This window comes from Halomonas sp. 328, assembly GCF_015645095.1.
GTDB lineage: Bacteria > Pseudomonadota > Gammaproteobacteria > Pseudomonadales > Halomonadaceae > Bisbaumannia.
On record NZ_JADOTW010000001.1, the window covers coordinates 24,617 to 40,820 of the forward strand.

The following is a 16,204-nucleotide window of genomic DNA, read 5'->3' on the forward strand; positions in this document are numbered from 1 at the left end:
CGTGTCACTCCCGATGCAGCCAGCAGGCACTGCGGTGCTGCGCGCCGACGTCGAAGTCCGGGGGATCGTCCCGGTCGCAGAGCCCGGCCATGGCGTGGGGACAACGGGGGTGGAAGCGACAGCCCCGGGGCGGATCGAGCAGGCTAGGCGGCTCGCCGGCGGGCAGCTCCCGCTGGCGGTGGGCATTGGCGGCGTCCGGGTCGGCGATGGCCCCCAGCAGGGCCTGGGTGTAGGGGTGGCGGGGAGCGTCCAGCAACTCGTCCACCGGCGCCGACTCCACCAGGCGGCCGGCATACATCACGAAGATCCGCTCGGCGTAGTGGCGCACCGTGGAGAGGTCGTGGGTGATAAAAGCCAGGGTCAGGCGGCGTTGGCCCTGGATGCGCCGCAGCAGCTCGAGGATCTCCACCCGCACCGAGGCGTCGAGCATCGAGACCGGCTCGTCGGCGATCAGCAGCCGCGGCCCGAGGATCAGCGCCCGGGCGATCACCAGGCGCTGCTGCTGGCCGCCGCTGAGCATATGCGGGAACTTGCCGAGCAGCTCCTCCACCGGGGTCAGGTGCACCTCCTCCAGGGCGGCGCGAATCCGCGCCTCCCGCTCGGCGCGCTTCACTCCCTGGATGATCAGCGGCTCGGCGAGGATGCGCCGCACATCGAGGAAGGGGGCGGTGGCACCGAAGGGGTCCTGCTGCACATAGCCGGCACTGGCCCGGTAGGCCTTGAGCTCGCGGCGGCGCAGGCCGCTGAGCTCGCGCCCAGCGAAGCGCACCTCGCCCTGGGTGGGGCGGTGCAGCCCCAGCAGGGTGCGCGCCAGGGTGCTCTTGCCGCAGCCGCTCTCGCCGACGATGGCCACCGACTCCCCCTCCGCCAGCGTCAGGGCCACCCGATCCACCGCCTGCACCGCCCCCAGGCGCAGGAAGCCCCATTGGCGCACCTCGAAGTGGACCGACAGATCCTCCACCTCCACCAGGGCGCTCATACGCTACCCTCCATACCACCCTTCATCCCCTCCTCCTTATGCAGCCAGCAACGTACCTTCTGGCGTGGGGCCGGGGCGAAGGCCGGCGGTAGCCGGGCGCAGTCGGCGAAACGTTGCGGGCAGCGCGCGGCGAAGCGACACCCCTGGGGCGGGTCGAGCAGGCTGGGGGGTTCGCCGGGGATCGCCCGGGGTCGCTCGCGCTGGCGAAGCCGGGGAACGCTGGCCATCAGCGCCTGGGCATAGGGGTGGCCCGGGGCGGTGAAGAAGGTGGCGGCATCGGCCACCTCCACCAGTTGGCCGGCATACATCAGCGCCACCCGGTCGGCCAGCTCGCTGGAGGTGGCCACGTCATGGGTGATCAGGATAAAGCCGGTGCCGAGCTCTGCCTTGACCCGCTTGAGGGCATTCATGATCCCGGCCTGGGTCAGCACGTCCAGGGCCGAGGTGGGCTCATCGAGGATCACCAGGGCGGGCTCCGCCACCAGCGCCATGGCCAGCACCGCCCGCTGGCGCATGCCGCCGGAGAGCTCGAAGGGGTAGCGGCGCAGGAAGTCGCCGGGCAGGCCCACCAGCTCGAAGACCTCGCCGGCCCGGGCCAGGGCCCGGCGGCGCTCCCAGCCCAGGTGCACCCGCAGCGGCTCGGCCACCTGCTCGCCCACCTTGACCACCGGGTTGAGGGCGTTCATGGAGGCCTGCATCACCAGCGCCAGCCCCTGCCACTGCACCTCCCGGCGAAAGGTCTCGTCGTCCAGGAGGTGCAGCTCGCGGCCATCCAGGGAGACCCGGCCGCCCAGGCCCCCGGCATTGCGCGGCAAGAGCCGCATCAGGGCCCGGGCCAATGAGCTCTTGCCGCAGCCCGACTCCCCCAGCACCACCAGGGCCTCGCCACGCCCGACATCGAAGCTGACATCATCCACGGCGCGCATCACGCCGCCGCGGGTCTGGTAGTCGAGGGTCAGCCCCTCCACCTGGAGCAGGGTATCGGGCATCAGAGGTTCCTTAGCCGGGGGTTGAAGACCCGGTCGAGGGCGAAACCGAGCATGGCGAAGCCGAGCCCGGAGAGCATCAAGAGCGCCGCCGGGGCCAGCACCCAGTAGTAGTAGCCGTTGTAGAGGGCGCTCTGGGCCTGGGCATCGTTGAGCACCTTGCCCCAGGTAGGCAGCACCGGGTCGCCCAGCCCCAGCACCGCCAGCGACGCCTCGAGGAAGACGAAGGTGGGGATCAGGGTCACGAAGGTGGGGATCAGCACCGGCAGGATGCGCGGCAGCATGTAGCGCATCACGATGCGCAGGTGACTGGCCCCATAGGCCCGGGCCGCCTCGATATAGGGGGCCTCGCGGATCGGCAGCAGCATGGCTCGGTAGGTCTTGATGCCGGCGCTGAAGATGCCAAGCAGCACCACCACCCCCAGCATCAGCCAGATGCTGGTGGAGTAGAGGGTGCCCACCATCACCAGGATCGGTAGCAGCGGCAGGATCATATTGACCTCGGTGAGGCGCTGGATGAGCGCATCCACCCAGCCCCGGTACCAGACGCCGACGGCGGCGATCACCAGGGTGCTGAGGGTGGTGCCCACCGCCGCCACCAGGCCGAAGGCCAGGGCGATCGGCGTGCCCCAGCGCAGCGCCAGGCTGAGGTCGCGGCGCTGGTGATCGGTACCGGCCAGGCCGTGCACCCGGCCATAGAGCCACAGCTCGCTCTCGAGTTCGGCGGCCGGATCGAAGAACACCGCCTCCAGGGTCAGGGTGTAGCGCCCCGGTACGAGCGCCTCGCCGTCCGGCCCGGCCAGCAGGCCGAAGTGAGCCGGCCGCCCCAGGCGCTGCTCCAGCGCGCGATCCTGGGAGAGCGCCACCCGGGTCTCGCCGACCAGGCGCCGGCTGCCGAGGGTGATCTCGCGCCCATCCGGGGTCTGCCAGCCAAGCCGCAGGAAGGCCGCCCGCTCGCTGTGTTGCGGGCGGAGAAAAAGGGCCAGCTCGCTGGGGAAGTCGTCGTAGGTGTAGTCCAGCTCGATGCGCTGGGTCAGGCGGCGCCCACCGGGGAAGGCCTCGCTTTCCCGCGTCTCGGCGCTCAGGCGCTCGCTGCGTGGCGCCCGGCCGGGGCTCAGCCAGTCGCTCCAGACCGGCCGCGCATTGACCGGCAGGTGCGCCTCGCCGCTGCGCCAGCTGGCCACCGCCTGGCCATAGGGCACCGTGGCCAGGGTGTGCAGGGCCAGGGCGACGAGCAGCAGGATCAGCGCCACCCCGGCCAGGGCCGAGGGGTAGCGGCGCAGTTCCGCCCAGGTTCCACGACGTCCTATCCCCAGGCTCATGTGCCACTCCTCCCCTCGCCGAGAATCCGCACCCGGGGGTCGAGCAGCGCATAGAGCAGGTCCAGCAGCAGCACGGTCACCGCCAGCAGGTAGGCGAAGATCACCACCCCGCCGATGATCACCGGGGTGTCGCGAAAGCCGATGGCCTGGAACAGCAGCGAGCCGAGCCCCGGCCAGTTGAAGACCTGCTCGAGGATGATGGCGCCGCTCCACAGGCCGATCAGCATCAGCAGGAAGTTGGTGATGATCGGCGACAGGGTCGGGCGCAGGATATAGCGGCGCTCGATCAGCCGCGACGGCAGCCCCTTGGCCCGGGCCATCTCCACGTAGTCCTCGCTGGCATGGATCAAGAAGAAGGTGCGCCAGGCGTAGATGGAGACGAAGATCGACGACAGGAACATGGCCGCCACCGGCAGCAGCATATGGCGAGCCAGGCTCGCCGCGTACTCCAACCGGCTATCGGGGGGCGGCGCGGTGACCATGCCCCCCGGCGGCAACAAGGGCACCAGGAAGGCGAAGGCGAGGATCAGGAAGATGCCGTAGAACCAGCCGGGCGCCGCCGAGCTGGGGGCCAGGGCGATCACCAGGCGATCGACACCGCTGCCATAGCGCCGCGACAACCAGAGGGCGCTGCCCACCGCCGAGAAGAACACCAGCAGGTTGGCGGTGCCGAACAGCAGCAGGGTCGCCGGCAGGCGTTCGACGATGATCGCCCGTACCTGGCGGGAGCCGGCGTCGCTGTGCATCTGCTCGGCGCGTCCCAGGTCGAGGCGCATGGCCCGCTGCAGATAGTCGACGCTGCGCAGGATAAAGGGCTCATCGAGGCGCAGCCGCTCCACCTCGAGTGCCACCCGGCGCTCCACCAGGGCGTTGCGCTCGGCGCTGGCCATCTCCTGGAAGGCGGGGTCGGCGCGCACCTGCTCGAAGGCCTCGCTGCGGATCTGCACCCGGCGCAAGTCGTCCACCTGGCCGCCCATATTGGCCACCACGATGGTCAGGTAGACGCCGATCAGCACCGTAACCAGCAGCGCCAGGGCCCGCTTGAGCAGATAGAGGGCGAGGTAGCGCAGATCCCTGCCCCAGGAACGACGCGGCATCATGGGCGTACCTCCTCGGCAGGGGCCGCCAAGTCGCGCAGGTCCCTTTCCCGATCGGGTCGAGAGGAACGACGCGGCATCATGGGCGTATCTCCTCTGCATCGGCCGGCAGGGTGGCGAAGAGGTGGCTGGCGAAGCTGGGTAGCGCTACCCAATGGCTGGTGAGGATAAATTCCAGGCGATTGGCGCCGGCGCCCAGGGCCGCGAGGGTCTCGGCGTCCAGGGTCAGGCCCCACTCGCCGTCGCCCAGCGGCCGGGGTGCGCCTTGTGCCATCAGCCGCCCCTGGCCATCGAAGAGCAGGTAGCGCACCCCCTCGAGGGCCGCCTCGGGATAGGGCTCGCCGGCCTGGGTCACCGCGAGGCGCACCTCGGCCGGCTCGCCGGGGGCCACCACCAGGGGCCCCTCGGTGGCGAGCTCCGGCAGCGCCGCCCGGCTCAGCGCCAGCCACTTGTCGGCCGGGTCGGGAAAGTCCGCGAAGCGCCGCAACACCAGGCTGCCCTCCAGGGGGTAGACCGCCGCCAGCTCGAAGGGGCCGTCGCCGACCCAGAAGTGCCCCCGGGCCGTGACCCAGTCGTCGAGGGCCACGAAACGCGCCTCGACCTCCGCCTCCTCGACCCAGGGCGAGAGGGCCGCGGCGAAGGGCAGGCTATGGTGGGCCTGGGGGTGAGATCGAGCTTCGTCCAGGTAACGCCGGAGGATCGCCAGGCTGGGCCCGGCCACCAGGTTGAGCCAGTCGATACCCCGGCGATCCGCCTGGTGGGAGGAGAAGGCCAGCTCGCCGTGGCGCTCGGCGAGAATGCCCAGGGCCAGGGTGTGCCAGGGCAGCGGCTGGGGCGCCCGAGCCGCCACCAGGGTCTCGGCGTCGGGGAAGGCCTGGTCGCTGTAGGCCTCGATGATCAGCGGCTCGGTGTCGAGGATGCGCCAGCCGCGGAAGTGCTGGCGGTAGGCCTCGAAGGTGGGCTGGTGGGCGGCATCGAACAGCGGACTCGCCTCGTCGGCCCGCTCGAAGGCGAGGATCCAGGGCAGCAGCAGGTCCGCCACCGAGCGCCGCGAGCCGTCATGCCAGCGCTGTTCCAGGTAGCCCGCCTCGTAGTGCAGCCGCACCCGGGTGCGGGCGCCGAGCCCCTCGGGGTGCGTCTCGCCCACCGTGACCAGGCGCCCCTCGCCGGCGTCCCAGGCGAGCCAGGCATCCTCGGGCACGAGAATCCGCGCCTGGTGATCCAGGTTCAGCCAGTCGAGGCTGCGGGTCAGGGTAACGCCCTCGGCCACCGTCACCTCGGCATGACTCAGGCGCTGGGGGCGGTAGAGGCCGGTGTAGGGATCGGGCAGCAGCGGCGGGTCCGCCAGGGCCCGGGTGATCATGCGATCGAAGATCCAGTTGCTGCCGGCGATGGGGTTCCAGGGCTCGGTGAGCAGGCCCGGGGTACCGAAGACCATCTCGCCGCCCAGACGCTCCTCGTAGCGCAGAGTGTAGGGCCACAGCGCCGAGCCGGCCAGGCCGCCGGCCAGGTCCGCGGCCACCGAGACGTTGCTGGCCCGGGCCGAGACGCTGAGGCGATCCACCAGCCAGAGCCGTACCGAATCCTCCATCGCCAGTTCCAGGGCCCGGGCCATCAGCGCCTGGCGCTCGGCCCAGTCGGCGTAGTCACGGCGCTCCAAGCGCTCGGCCAGGGCATCGAACTCGGGGCTCGGGGCATAGGCCTGCCACAGCAGCTCGGCGCGCCCCCGGGGCGTGAAGAAGTCACTGAAGTTCTGGGCCTGGTCGCGCTGCATCACGATGGAGATCCAGCCACCGGTATAGAGGTGCCACTGACCGGCGGCGGGATCGGAAGCGATCCATAGCCGCGAGGCCTCCTCGGCGTTGCGGTAGCGGCGCTCCACGGTGAAGCCGATATCCTCCAGTTGGTTGGCCAGGTAATCCCCCACCCGGCGCCGCTCGTCGTCGTTGCGGATCAGCAGGATCAGGGTCACCGGGGCCCCCCGGTAGCGCCAGCGCCCCGCCTCGAGGGTGGCGCCGAGGGCGCGCATTTCCCGAGCGATGGTGGCCTCGGCGGCCGCCGGGTCATGGGCGTAGCGAAGCTCCAGGGCGCGGGCGGTCTCGGCCAGGCGAGCGTAATCGGGAAAGGCGGTGCTGATCGGCAGCCAGCGGGGCACCGCCAGGCCGCCGTAGAGCTCCTCGGCGATATGCTCGCGATCCACCAATCGGTGCAGGGCCTCGCGGATGGCCGGCACATGGAAGGGATTGAGGCGGCCATCGCGGAATTCGGGGCCCACCGGGTTGAGGGTCAACTCCACCGAGGAGCCATAGGCGAGATCGTAATCCGCCTCGGGGGTGTCACGCAGGCGGCGATAGACGGGAATGCTGCCGATGCCCTGGACGAAGGCCTGGTGGCTGCCGCTCGCCAGCAGCCCGGTGACCCGCCCCGGGTCGCTCTCCCGGGTGAAGACCAGGCGGTCGATCAGGGCGCCACGCCGCTCGGCCAGGGCCTCGGGTGTCGCCGGCTCGCCCTTCGACAGGGGCGCCCGGGACCCCGGCAACAGGGCCAGGCCCACCACCGCCAGCAACAGGGCCCCTGCCATGACTCCCCACTTGCCCATCGGCGTCTCCCCCGGCCAGCCCTGTTACCACCCTAGCCGGCAACGGGATAACGGGGTTCAACGCTAGTGGGTGGCACCATTCACTCCACGGGCCCCCTGGGGAGAAAGTCACGCCTAGGCGAGAATAAAGTAGACGCAGGCGGCGGTCAGCGCGCCCATCAGGGCGTTGAAGACCCGCCAGGCCCGGGGGCTGTCGAGCCAGCGGCCGATAGCGGTGCCGAAGCCGGCCCAGACCGCGATACAGGGCAGCGCCACCAGCTCGGCGAAGGCTGCCAGCAGCAGGGCATTGACCCAGGTGTCGCCGCCCTCGGGCAAGAAGCCCGCCATCAGCGCCAGGCCCATCACCCAGGCCTTGGGGTTGGCGAACTGGAAGGCCGCCGCCTGCCAGAAGGTCAGCGGGTGCCCCTCGCCGCGCCGGCGCAGGTCCGGCGGTGGCGCGGTGGCGATGCGCCAGGCCAGGTAGAGCAGGTAGGCGCTGCCGATCAGGCGCAGCGCGGTCTGCACCAGGGGGAAGCGTTCGAAGAGCAGCCCCAGGCCCAGGGCGATGCCGGCGAAGAGCAGGAAACAGCCCCCCAGGATGCCGAAGATATGCGGCAGGGTGCGCAGGAAGCCGTAGTTGGCCCCGGAGGCGGTGAGCATCACGTTATTGGGGCCGGGAGTGATGGTCATGGAGATCATATAGAGGGCCGCCGGGCCCAGGAATGCCAAGGCTTCCATAATATTGCACCCATACAATTATGCGATCATTGGGGAGAAATGCGCGACATTCGCGCCTAAACTCAGCATAATGGGCACAATTTCTCCGTCAAAGGTTTTATTGTCACCATGACAATATGGATTCCCACCCTCGACGACCAGGGCCCCCGCTACCGCGCCATCGGCGAGGCCATCGCCCGAGCCATCGCGTCCGGCGAGCTGGCCCCGGGGCAGCGCCTGCCGCCCCAGCGGCGCTTGGCAGACGCCCTGGGCGTGACCGTGGGCACCGTGACCCGCGCCTATGCCGAGGCCGAGCGCCAGGGCTGGGTGACCGCCCGGGTCGGTAGCGGTACCTATGTCCGCGACACCGAGACTCCGGGGACCCCACCCTTCCTGGCCGCGCCCCCGGAGGAGGAGTCGCTGGACGACGGCGTCATCGACCTGAGCATGAGCCTGCCGCCGCCCCACCCGCTGCGGGCCGGCACCCTGGGGCGAATCCTGGGTGAGCTGGCCCAAGACGAGGCGGTGCTGCGCCGTGCCGTGGAGTACCAATCGGAGCGTGGCGTGCCGGCCCATCGCCGCCAGTTGGCGGCCTGGCTGCAACGGCTGCTGGGGATCGATGCCGACCCGCAGCAATTGCTGGTGACCCAGGGCGGCCAGCACGGTATCGACCTGGCCCTGCGCGCCCTGACCCGCCCCGGCGAGCGCATCGCCGCGGATGCCCTCACCTACCCGGGGCTGATCAACGCCGCCCAGCAGGCCCACCTCAAGGTGCTGGGGGTGCCCCTGGACAAGGACGGCATGGACACCCAGGCCCTGGCGCGGCTCTGTGCCCAGCAGCCGCCGCGGCTGGTCTATGCGACCCCGGATCAGAACAACCCCACCGGCCGCCCCCTGAGCGAGGCGCGGCGCAGGCACCTGGTCGAGCTGGCCCGCCGGCACGATTTCTGGATCGTCGAGGATGGGGTCCAGTACCTGCCCGCCGCGGAGCGCGGCACGCCACTGCTGACCCTGGCCCCGGAGCGCACCCTGTTTATCTTCAGCACCGCCAAGGTGCTGGCCGGGGGCCTGCGCATCGGTACCCTCTGCGTGCCGGAGGCCCTGCGCGAACGCCTCGGCGCGACATTGCGCGCCCAGAGCTGGATGGTGCCGCCGCTGATGGTGGAGGCGGTATGCCGCTGGGTGGCAAGCGAAGACGCCGACCGCCTGCTGGCCTGGCAGACCGAAGAGCTGGGGGCCCGACAGGCCCTGGCCCGGGAGCGCCTGGCCGGCATCCCCGTGGAGGGGCGCCCCCACGGCTCCAACCTCTGGCTGCCGCTGCCCAACGGCCTGCGCGGCGCCGCCCTGCAGGCAACGCTGGCCCAGCGCGGCCTGCGCCTGACCAGCGCCGAGCCCTTCTGCGTGGGCAGCGAGCCGGCACCCCAGGCGCTGCGCCTGTGCCTGAGCGCCGCCACCAGCCGCGATCCGCTCGAGCGGGCCCTGGCGCTGGTGCGCGAGGCCCTGGAGTCGCCGCCACCGCTGCCCTGGGAGACACTGTAATCGCCTGTCCTGGTGAATTTTTACGGACTTTTTAGCCCCATCCATGATGGCATAGCCGGACACGGGCGGGTCTGATCGGGACAAGGGACACAGGATGGCGATATTGCGGCGCAGGATCCGGGAGCACTGGTTGAACTGGGCCCCGATACTCAAGGTGCTGGCCATACTCTGGCTGGTGCTGGCGGCCTTTATGGCGATCCCCTGGCTGGTGCTGGTGATCGAGCGGGAGCCGGATGCTCACGCCTTCGCCCAGTCCATCGGCCTGGTGCTGGTGGCGGTGGCCCTGGTCTGGGCAGGTACGCGCCGCATCGAGATCGCCTTCAAGCCCTGGCAGATGTTCCTGCTCACCACCCTCAGTTGGCTCAGCGTCAGCGCCTTCGCCAGCCTGCCCCTGGTCCTGGGGGCACCCCAGCTCTCCTTCACCAATGCGGTCTTCGAATCGGTATCGGCGATCACCACCACCGGCTCCACCGTCATGGAGAGCATCGAGACCCTCTCCGACGGCATCAAGCTGTGGCGGGGCCTGATGCAGTGGCTGGGGGGCATCGGCATCATCGTCATGGGCATCGCCATCCTGCCCTTCCTCAAGGTGGGCGGCATGCGCCTCTTCCACACCGAGTCTTCGGACTGGTCGGACAAGGTGATGCCCCGCACCGGCGGTATCGCCAAGGCCACCCTGGGGGTCTACTGCGGCTTTACGCTGGCCGCGATGCTCGCCTACTGGCTGGGGGGCATGCTGCCGCTGGATGCCGTGGTGCATGCCATGACATCGCTCGCCACCGGTGGCTTCGCCAACTCCGACGCCTCCTTCGGCGCCTATGTGGACCGTCCCCACCTGCTGTGGATGGGCTCGCTATTCATGCTCGCCGGGGCCCTGCCCTTCGTGCTCTATATCCGCATGCTGCGGGGCTCGCGACTGGCGCTCTGGCGGGACCAGCAGGTGCGGGGATTACTGCTACTGCTGGCCACCGCCATCGTCGGCTTGAGCGCCTGGCGTATCGGCCAGGGCACCGCGGCCTTCGAGGCCCTGACCCATGTCACCTTCAATGTGATCTCGGTGGTGACCACCACCGGTTACGCCTCGGATGACTATGGCACCTGGGGATCACTGGCGATCATGGCGTTCTTCTATCTGATGTTCATGGGCGGCTGTAGCGGTTCCACCAGTGGCGGCATGAAGATCTTTCGCTTTCAGGTTGCCGCCACCCTGCTGAAGAATCAGCTGACCTTCCTGATCCACCCCCGGGGGGTCTTCGCCTCCCGCTACAACCACCAGCCGTTGACCGACGAGATCACTCGCGGCGTGGTGGCCTTCTCGTTCTTCTTCTTCCTGACCATCGCCGGCCTGGCACTGGGGCTCGCCGCCCTGGGCCTGGACTATATGACCGCCCTCTCCTCGGCGGTGACCGCGGTCGCCAACGTGGGCCCGGGGCTCGGCGATACCGTGGGGCCGGCCGGCAACTTCGCGTCCCTGCCGGATACCGCCAAGTGGCTGCTCTGCCTGGGCATGCTGCTGGGCAGGCTGGAGATCCTGACCGTGCTGGTACTGCTGACGCCGATGTTCTGGCGGCGCTGAGCGAGACGATGAATACGGATTCGAGGGACATGATGACAAGCCTTCCACTGCGCCTGATGGTAGGGCTCAGCGGCGGTGAGGAAGATGCCGCCCTGGTGCGCGCCGCCCACCGCCTGGCGTCCCGGGACGGGGTACGCTGGTGTGCCGTCTACGTGGACAAGGGGCGCGAGGCTCCGGGTCGTCGCCTGGTGCTGGAACGCGACTTCGCCCAGGTCCAGCGGCTGGGCGGCGAAACCCGGGTGCTTCCGGGACAGCAGCGAGCCTGGGAACTGGCCAACCATGCCCGGGATCAGGGGGTCGCCACCCTGCTGGTGGGCGGTGCCAGGCCCTCCGGGTGGCGGTTCTGGCGTCGCCCCCTGGCGGAGCAATTGGCACGTCTCGGTGGCCCCTATGACCTGGTGGTGGTGGCCGAGGCACGCCCCCGACCACACTTCCGGCCGCGCCATCGGCACCTGAACTGGCGTCGGCGTGCTCCCCTGGTGGCCGGTGCGGCGACGACCCTGGTGGCCCTGATCGCGGCCCTGGCTCTCGAGTCCTGGCTGGAACTCGCCGACCTCTCGCTGCTCTTCCTCGCCGCGGTCCTCGCCAGCGCGGCCATGGCGGGGACCGGCGCGGCCATGCTCAGCGCCGTACTCGGCTTCCTGGCGTTCAATGTCTTCTTCACCGAGCCGAAGCTGTCGTTGGCCATGGTCGAGCAGGACCAGCTGCTTACCGTGATCTTCTTCCTGCTGGTGGCCATCACCGTGGGGCAGTTGGCCGGGCGGGGCCGCCGTCGACTGCTCGCCCTGCGCGAGAGCCGCGACCAGACCCATCGGCTGCTGCAATACGCTCAGGCCCTGTCGGTGGCCATGGACACCCCGGGCGTGCGGCGGGTCGGCCTCCAGTCGCTGGAGCAGTGGCTCAGGGTCCCGGTGGCCTTCCTCGAACGCCAGGCCGGGGAAAGTGGCCTGCGTATCGCCGAGGCGCTCCCCGGCGCCCTGCGCCTCCCCGAGACGGCCTTGAATGCCGCCGCCTGGAGCTGGCAGCAGGGACGGCCCAGCGGCCATGGCACCGAGACCCTGGGGGGGCAGGCGTGGCGCCTGATCCCGCTGATGGAACAGCGGCGCTGCCTGGGGGTGGTCGCCATCGCCCTGGAGGAACGCACTCTGTCGCCGGAAGAGGCGACGCTGCTGAACACCATGCTGAGTCAGTTCACCATGGCCCTGGAACGCACCCGGCTGGTGACGGAGCTGGAAGCGACACGACTCTCCGAGGAACACGAGCGCCTGCGCTCCGCCCTCCTCGCCTCGGTCTCCCACGACCTGCGCACGCCCCTGGCCTCGATCATCGGTTCGGCCAGCACCTTGCGCGAACTCGAGGCCCAGCTCTCCGATGCCGATCGTCACGAGTTGCTCGATGGCATCCTCTCGGAAAGCGAACGACTCAACCGCTATATCCAGAACCTGCTCGACATGACGCGGCTGGGCCATGGCACCCTCAAGATCGAACGCGACTGGGTGGCCCTGGACGACCTGGTCGCGGCGGCCCAGAAACGCCTGGCCAGCCCGCTGGAAGGGCTCGAGCTGGTGCGTGACTGGCCCGATGACCTGCCGCTGCTCTTCGTGCATCCCGCCCTGATCGAACAGGCCCTGGTCAATGTGCTCGACAATGCGGCGCGCTTCTCGCCGCCCGGTGGCCGCCTGGACATCGCCGCCGGCGTCGAGGGTAACGCCCTGGTACTCAGGGTGACCGATCAGGGACCGGGCATTCCCGTCGACCAGCGCGAGCGGGTCTTCGACATGTTCTTTACCGGCGGCGAGGGGGACCGCGGCCGCCACGGCAGCGGCCTGGGGCTGGCCATCTGCCGGGGCATGATCGGCGCCCACGGCGGCCACATCGCCGCCCTGGCCAACCCCGAAGGGGAAGGCACCTGCATCGAGATCCGCCTGCCCCTGGCCGCCACCGACGAGGAGATCAACCATGGAGACTAAGCCCGGCGGACGCATCCTGGTGGTGGATGACGAGCGCCAGATTCGCCGATTCCTGCGTATCAGCCTGGCCTCCCAGGGCTATCAGGTCATCGAGGCCGAGACCGGGGGCGAGGGACTGACGCTGGCCCTGTCCCAGTCGCCGGACCTGGTGCTGCTGGATCTGGGGCTCCCCGACCTGGAGGGTCAGGAGGTGCTGGAGGCCCTGCGGACCCAGAGCGATGTCCCGGTGATCGTGGTCTCGGTACGCGAGCGCGAGGAGGAGAAGGTGCGCGCCCTGGATGGTGGCGCCAATGACTATGTCACCAAGCCATTCGGGATCCAGGAGCTACTCGCCCGGGTGCGTCGGCTGCTGCGCTTTCGCGCCAGCCAGCAGGGGGAGGCCCTCGCATCCCGGTTCCACCAGGGCGAGTTGCGTATCGACCTGCTGAAGCGTCGGGTGCGGCTGGCGGAGGCGGACCTGCACCTGACCCCCAAGGAGTACGCCGTCCTCGAGAAGCTCTGCCGCCATGCCGGCCGGGTGGTGACCCAGACGCAACTGTTACGGGAGATCTGGGGGCCCAGCCATGCCGAAGACACCCACTACCTGAGAATCGTGGTCAGCCGACTGCGCCATAAGCTGGGGGACACCCCCCAGGCCCCCGCCCTGCTGCAAACGGAAGCCGGCGTCGGCTATCGGTTGCAGGTGGAACCCGACGATTCCGACGACTAGGCCGATCCGGCCACAGGAGCTCTCCCCATGAAGATCATCATTCTCGGCGCCGGTCAGGTCGGCGGCACCCTGGCCGAACACCTGGCCCACGAGGAGAACGACATCACGGTGGTGGACACCGACGGCGAGCGGCTGCGCGAGCTGCACAACCGCCTCGATATCCGCACCGTCAGCGGCCCCGCCTCCTACCCCATGGTGCTGCGCCAGGCCGGCTGCGAGGACGCCGACATGCTGATCGCGGTGACCAGCCAGGACGAGGTCAACATGATCGCCTGCCAGGTCGCCCACACCCTCTTCCGCACCCCCACCAAGATCGCCCGGGTCCGCGCCACCGCCTACCTGACCCGCAAGGGCCTGTTCGCCCACGAGGCGGTGCCCATCGACGTGCTGATCAGCCCCGAGCAGGTGGTCACCGACCATATCCGCCGCCTGATCGAGTACCCCGGCGCCCTGCAGGTGCTGGAGTTCGCCGGCGGCCAGGTGCAGCTGGTGGCGGTGGAGGCCTTCTACGGCGGCCCCCTGGTGGGCCAGGACCTGGGCTTCCTGCGCCGCCATATGCCCAGCGTGGATACCCGGGTGGCGGCCATCTACCGCCGCAACCGGCCGATCATCCCGCGGGGCGATACCGTGATCGAGGCCGACGACGAGGTGTTCTTCCTCGCCGCCCGCCGCGATATCCGCGCGGTGATGAGCGAGCTGCGCCGGGTCGAGCGGGACTTCCGCCGAGTGGTGATCGCCGGCGGCGGCAATATCGGCGAGCGCCTCGCCGAGATGCTCGAGCACAGCCATCAGGTGAAGATCATCGAGCATAGCCTGGAGCGCTGCACCACCCTCTCCGAGCGCCTCGACCGCACCGTGGTGCTCCACGGCAGCGCCACCAGCAAGCGCCTGCTGCTGGAGGAGAACATCGAGGACTGCGATATCTTCTGCGCCCTGACCAACGACGACGAGGTCAATATCATGTCGTCGATGCTGGCCAAGCGCCTCGGCGCCCGGCGGGTGCTGACCCTGATCAACAACGCCGCCTACGTGGACCTGGTGCAGGGCGGCGAGATCGATATCGCCATCTCCCCCCAGCAGGCCACCATCGGCAGCCTGCTGACCCATGTGCGGCGCGGCGATATCGTCAATGTCCACTCCCTGCGCCGCGGTGCCGCCGAGGCGATCGAGGCGATCGCCCACGGCGATGCGCGCTCCTCCCGGGTGGTGGGCCGCGCCATCGGCGAGATCGACCTGCCCGGCGGCACCACCATCGGCGCCATCGTGCGCGGCAAGGAGGTGCTGATCGCCCACGACGACGTGGTGGTGGAGTCCGGCGACCACGTGATCCTGTTCGTGATCGACAAGCGCCGCATCCGCGACGTGGAGCGCCTCTTCCAGGTCGGCCTGACCTTCTTTTAGGAAGCAGCGCGGCCCCCGGCGGCCCTCCCCGCGAGTGTGCGGTCGCGTACAGACACCCTGCGCGCCAGGCGCCAACCTACGGATTGAGGGCATTCGAGTCCATGGTCGCAGCAGGAGTGGTTCGAAGCGCCTTGCCCCAAGACAACCAGGCACGCATCCTGCCGGGTCGGTAGACCATAGAATGGCGTGTCGGGCTCATCAGGAACCTGAACATGGCCCTCCAAGAGCCGAATGACGACATCACCACCGAACCACGGGCATTGATGCGCATGCTCGGCGCCTACCGCGAGCCACGCCTCGCCCGCAGCGTTCTGGAAATCATGCTCACGGTGATTCCCTTCGCCACCCTCTGGATACTGCTATGGGCCAGCCTGGGCGCCGGCCACTGGCTTGGCCTGTTGCTCGTCGTGCCCGCCGCCGGTTTTCTCGTGCGCATGTTCATGATCATGCACGACTGCAGCCACAGATCCTTCTTCCGATCCAAACGCGTCAACGACTGGGTAGGACGGGGGATCGGCGTTCTGACCCTGACGCCCTACGATGTATGGCGCCACACCCATGCACGCCATCATGCCAACTCCGGCAACCTGGATCGCCCGCGTGTCGGCGGCATCAACACCCTGACCGTGCGCGACTTCCAGGGCCTGCCGCGACGGCAGCGGCTCCGCTACCGCCTGTACCGGCATCCGCTGGTGCTGTTCGGTCTCGGCCCGGCGTACATTTTCCTGCTGGATAATCGCCTGCCTCGGGGTTTCCACCGCGCGGGATGGATGCCCTGGCTGAGCACCATGGGCACCAACGCGGCGATCGCGGCCGGCGTCACCGCGATGATGTGGCTAGTCGGCGTCGGCCCTTTCCTGCTGGTCCATCTGCCGATCATGCTGCTCGCCGCGTCAATCGGCGTCTGGCTGTTCTATGTCCAGCACCAGTTCGCGGAGACCCTCTGGGAACATGACAATGACTGGACGTTCCACGAGGCGGCGCTGCATGGCAGTTCGCACTATGACCTGCCGGGTGTGCTGCGCTGGTTCACCGCCAATATCGGGGTGCATCATGTCCACCACCTCTGCAGCCGCATCCCCTTCTACCGTCTACCCGAGGTGCTCCATTACCACCCCGAGTTCCGGCGTGTCGGCCGCCTGACGCTGCGGCAAAGCTTCGCAGCGGTGCAGCTCGCGCTATGGGATGAGGAGAAGCGGCGCCTGGTCTCCTTTGACGAAGCACGAGAAGTGTCGCCGACCGAGGCTGGCAGCAGCCCTGACCGAGTACGTCGGATCGCTCCGCCGCAGGCCCTCGGCGGCCGACAGCCAGCCAGGTGATACGAGGCCAG

General features: G+C 69.4%; 12 protein-coding genes. 6 read left to right on the forward strand and 6 right to left on the reverse strand.

Going from position 1 to position 16,204, the window contains the following annotated elements; translation table 11 throughout:
* Positions 1-4: 4 nt before the first annotated feature.
* The 6 genes from IHD13_RS00150 to IHD13_RS00175 form a co-directional block, all read right to left on the reverse strand.
* Positions 5-979 carry an ABC transporter ATP-binding protein gene (locus tag IHD13_RS00150; protein WP_195859003.1) on the reverse strand — a complete coding sequence of 325 codons (975 nt, stop codon included), beginning with the start codon at positions 977-979 and terminating at the stop codon, positions 5-7.
* A complete protein-coding gene (locus IHD13_RS00155) occupies positions 976-1,968 on the reverse strand; it encodes an ABC transporter ATP-binding protein (RefSeq protein ID WP_195859004.1) in 993 nt (330 codons plus the stop codon). Before IHD13_RS00155 ends, IHD13_RS00150 begins: the two co-directional genes overlap by 4 nt.
* Positions 1,968-3,287 (reverse strand): ABC transporter permease, encoded by a 1,320-nt coding sequence (locus IHD13_RS00160; RefSeq protein WP_195859005.1) that lies wholly within the window; start codon positions 3,285-3,287, stop codon positions 1,968-1,970. The genes IHD13_RS00155 and IHD13_RS00160 overlap by 1 nt, the downstream gene beginning before the upstream one ends.
* On the reverse strand, positions 3,284-4,387 hold the full coding sequence (locus tag IHD13_RS00165; protein WP_195859006.1) for an ABC transporter permease: 1,104 nt from the start codon (positions 4,385-4,387) through the stop codon (positions 3,284-3,286). Before IHD13_RS00165 ends, IHD13_RS00160 begins: the two co-directional genes overlap by 4 nt.
* Positions 4,388-4,463: 76 nt before the next feature.
* Positions 4,464-6,983: an ABC transporter substrate-binding protein gene (locus tag IHD13_RS00170; RefSeq protein ID WP_195859007.1), complete on the reverse strand. Its 2,520-nt coding sequence runs from the start codon at positions 6,981-6,983 to the stop codon at positions 4,464-4,466.
* A gap of 114 nt (positions 6,984-7,097) precedes the next feature.
* Entirely contained in the window at positions 7,098-7,700 is a 603-nt protein-coding gene (locus IHD13_RS00175) for a LysE family translocator (protein WP_195859008.1), read from the reverse strand.
* Between the two features lie 108 nt (positions 7,701-7,808).
* Between IHD13_RS00175 and IHD13_RS00180 the strand changes: the two genes are divergently transcribed.
* The 6 genes from IHD13_RS00180 (at position 7,809) to IHD13_RS00205 (ending at position 16,193) form a co-directional block, all read left to right on the forward strand.
* The gene (locus IHD13_RS00180; RefSeq protein ID WP_195859009.1) at positions 7,809-9,218 is read left to right on the forward strand and encodes an aminotransferase-like domain-containing protein; all 1,410 of its coding nucleotides are present in this window, start codon (positions 7,809-7,811) and stop codon (positions 9,216-9,218) included.
* A 94-nt stretch (positions 9,219-9,312) separates the two neighbouring features.
* Positions 9,313-10,794 carry a TrkH family potassium uptake protein gene (locus IHD13_RS00185; protein ID WP_195859010.1) on the forward strand — a complete coding sequence of 494 codons (1,482 nt, stop codon included), beginning with the start codon at positions 9,313-9,315 and terminating at the stop codon, positions 10,792-10,794.
* Between the two features lie 29 nt (positions 10,795-10,823).
* Complete coding sequence (locus IHD13_RS00190) at positions 10,824-12,764, forward strand: ATP-binding protein (RefSeq protein WP_195859011.1); 1,941 nt, start codon at positions 10,824-10,826, stop codon at positions 12,762-12,764.
* Entirely contained in the window at positions 12,754-13,473 is a 720-nt protein-coding gene (locus IHD13_RS00195; RefSeq protein WP_195859012.1) for a response regulator, read from the forward strand. Before IHD13_RS00190 ends, IHD13_RS00195 begins: the two co-directional genes overlap by 11 nt.
* A gap of 27 nt (positions 13,474-13,500) precedes the next feature.
* Positions 13,501-14,874, forward strand: coding sequence for a Trk system potassium transporter TrkA (gene trkA / locus IHD13_RS00200; protein WP_195859013.1), 1,374 nt, complete (start codon positions 13,501-13,503; stop codon positions 14,872-14,874).
* Between the two features lie 212 nt (positions 14,875-15,086).
* Positions 15,087-16,193, forward strand: coding sequence for a fatty acid desaturase (locus IHD13_RS00205; RefSeq protein WP_195859014.1), 1,107 nt, complete (start codon positions 15,087-15,089; stop codon positions 16,191-16,193).
* The last annotated feature ends 11 nt before the right edge of the window (positions 16,194-16,204 follow it).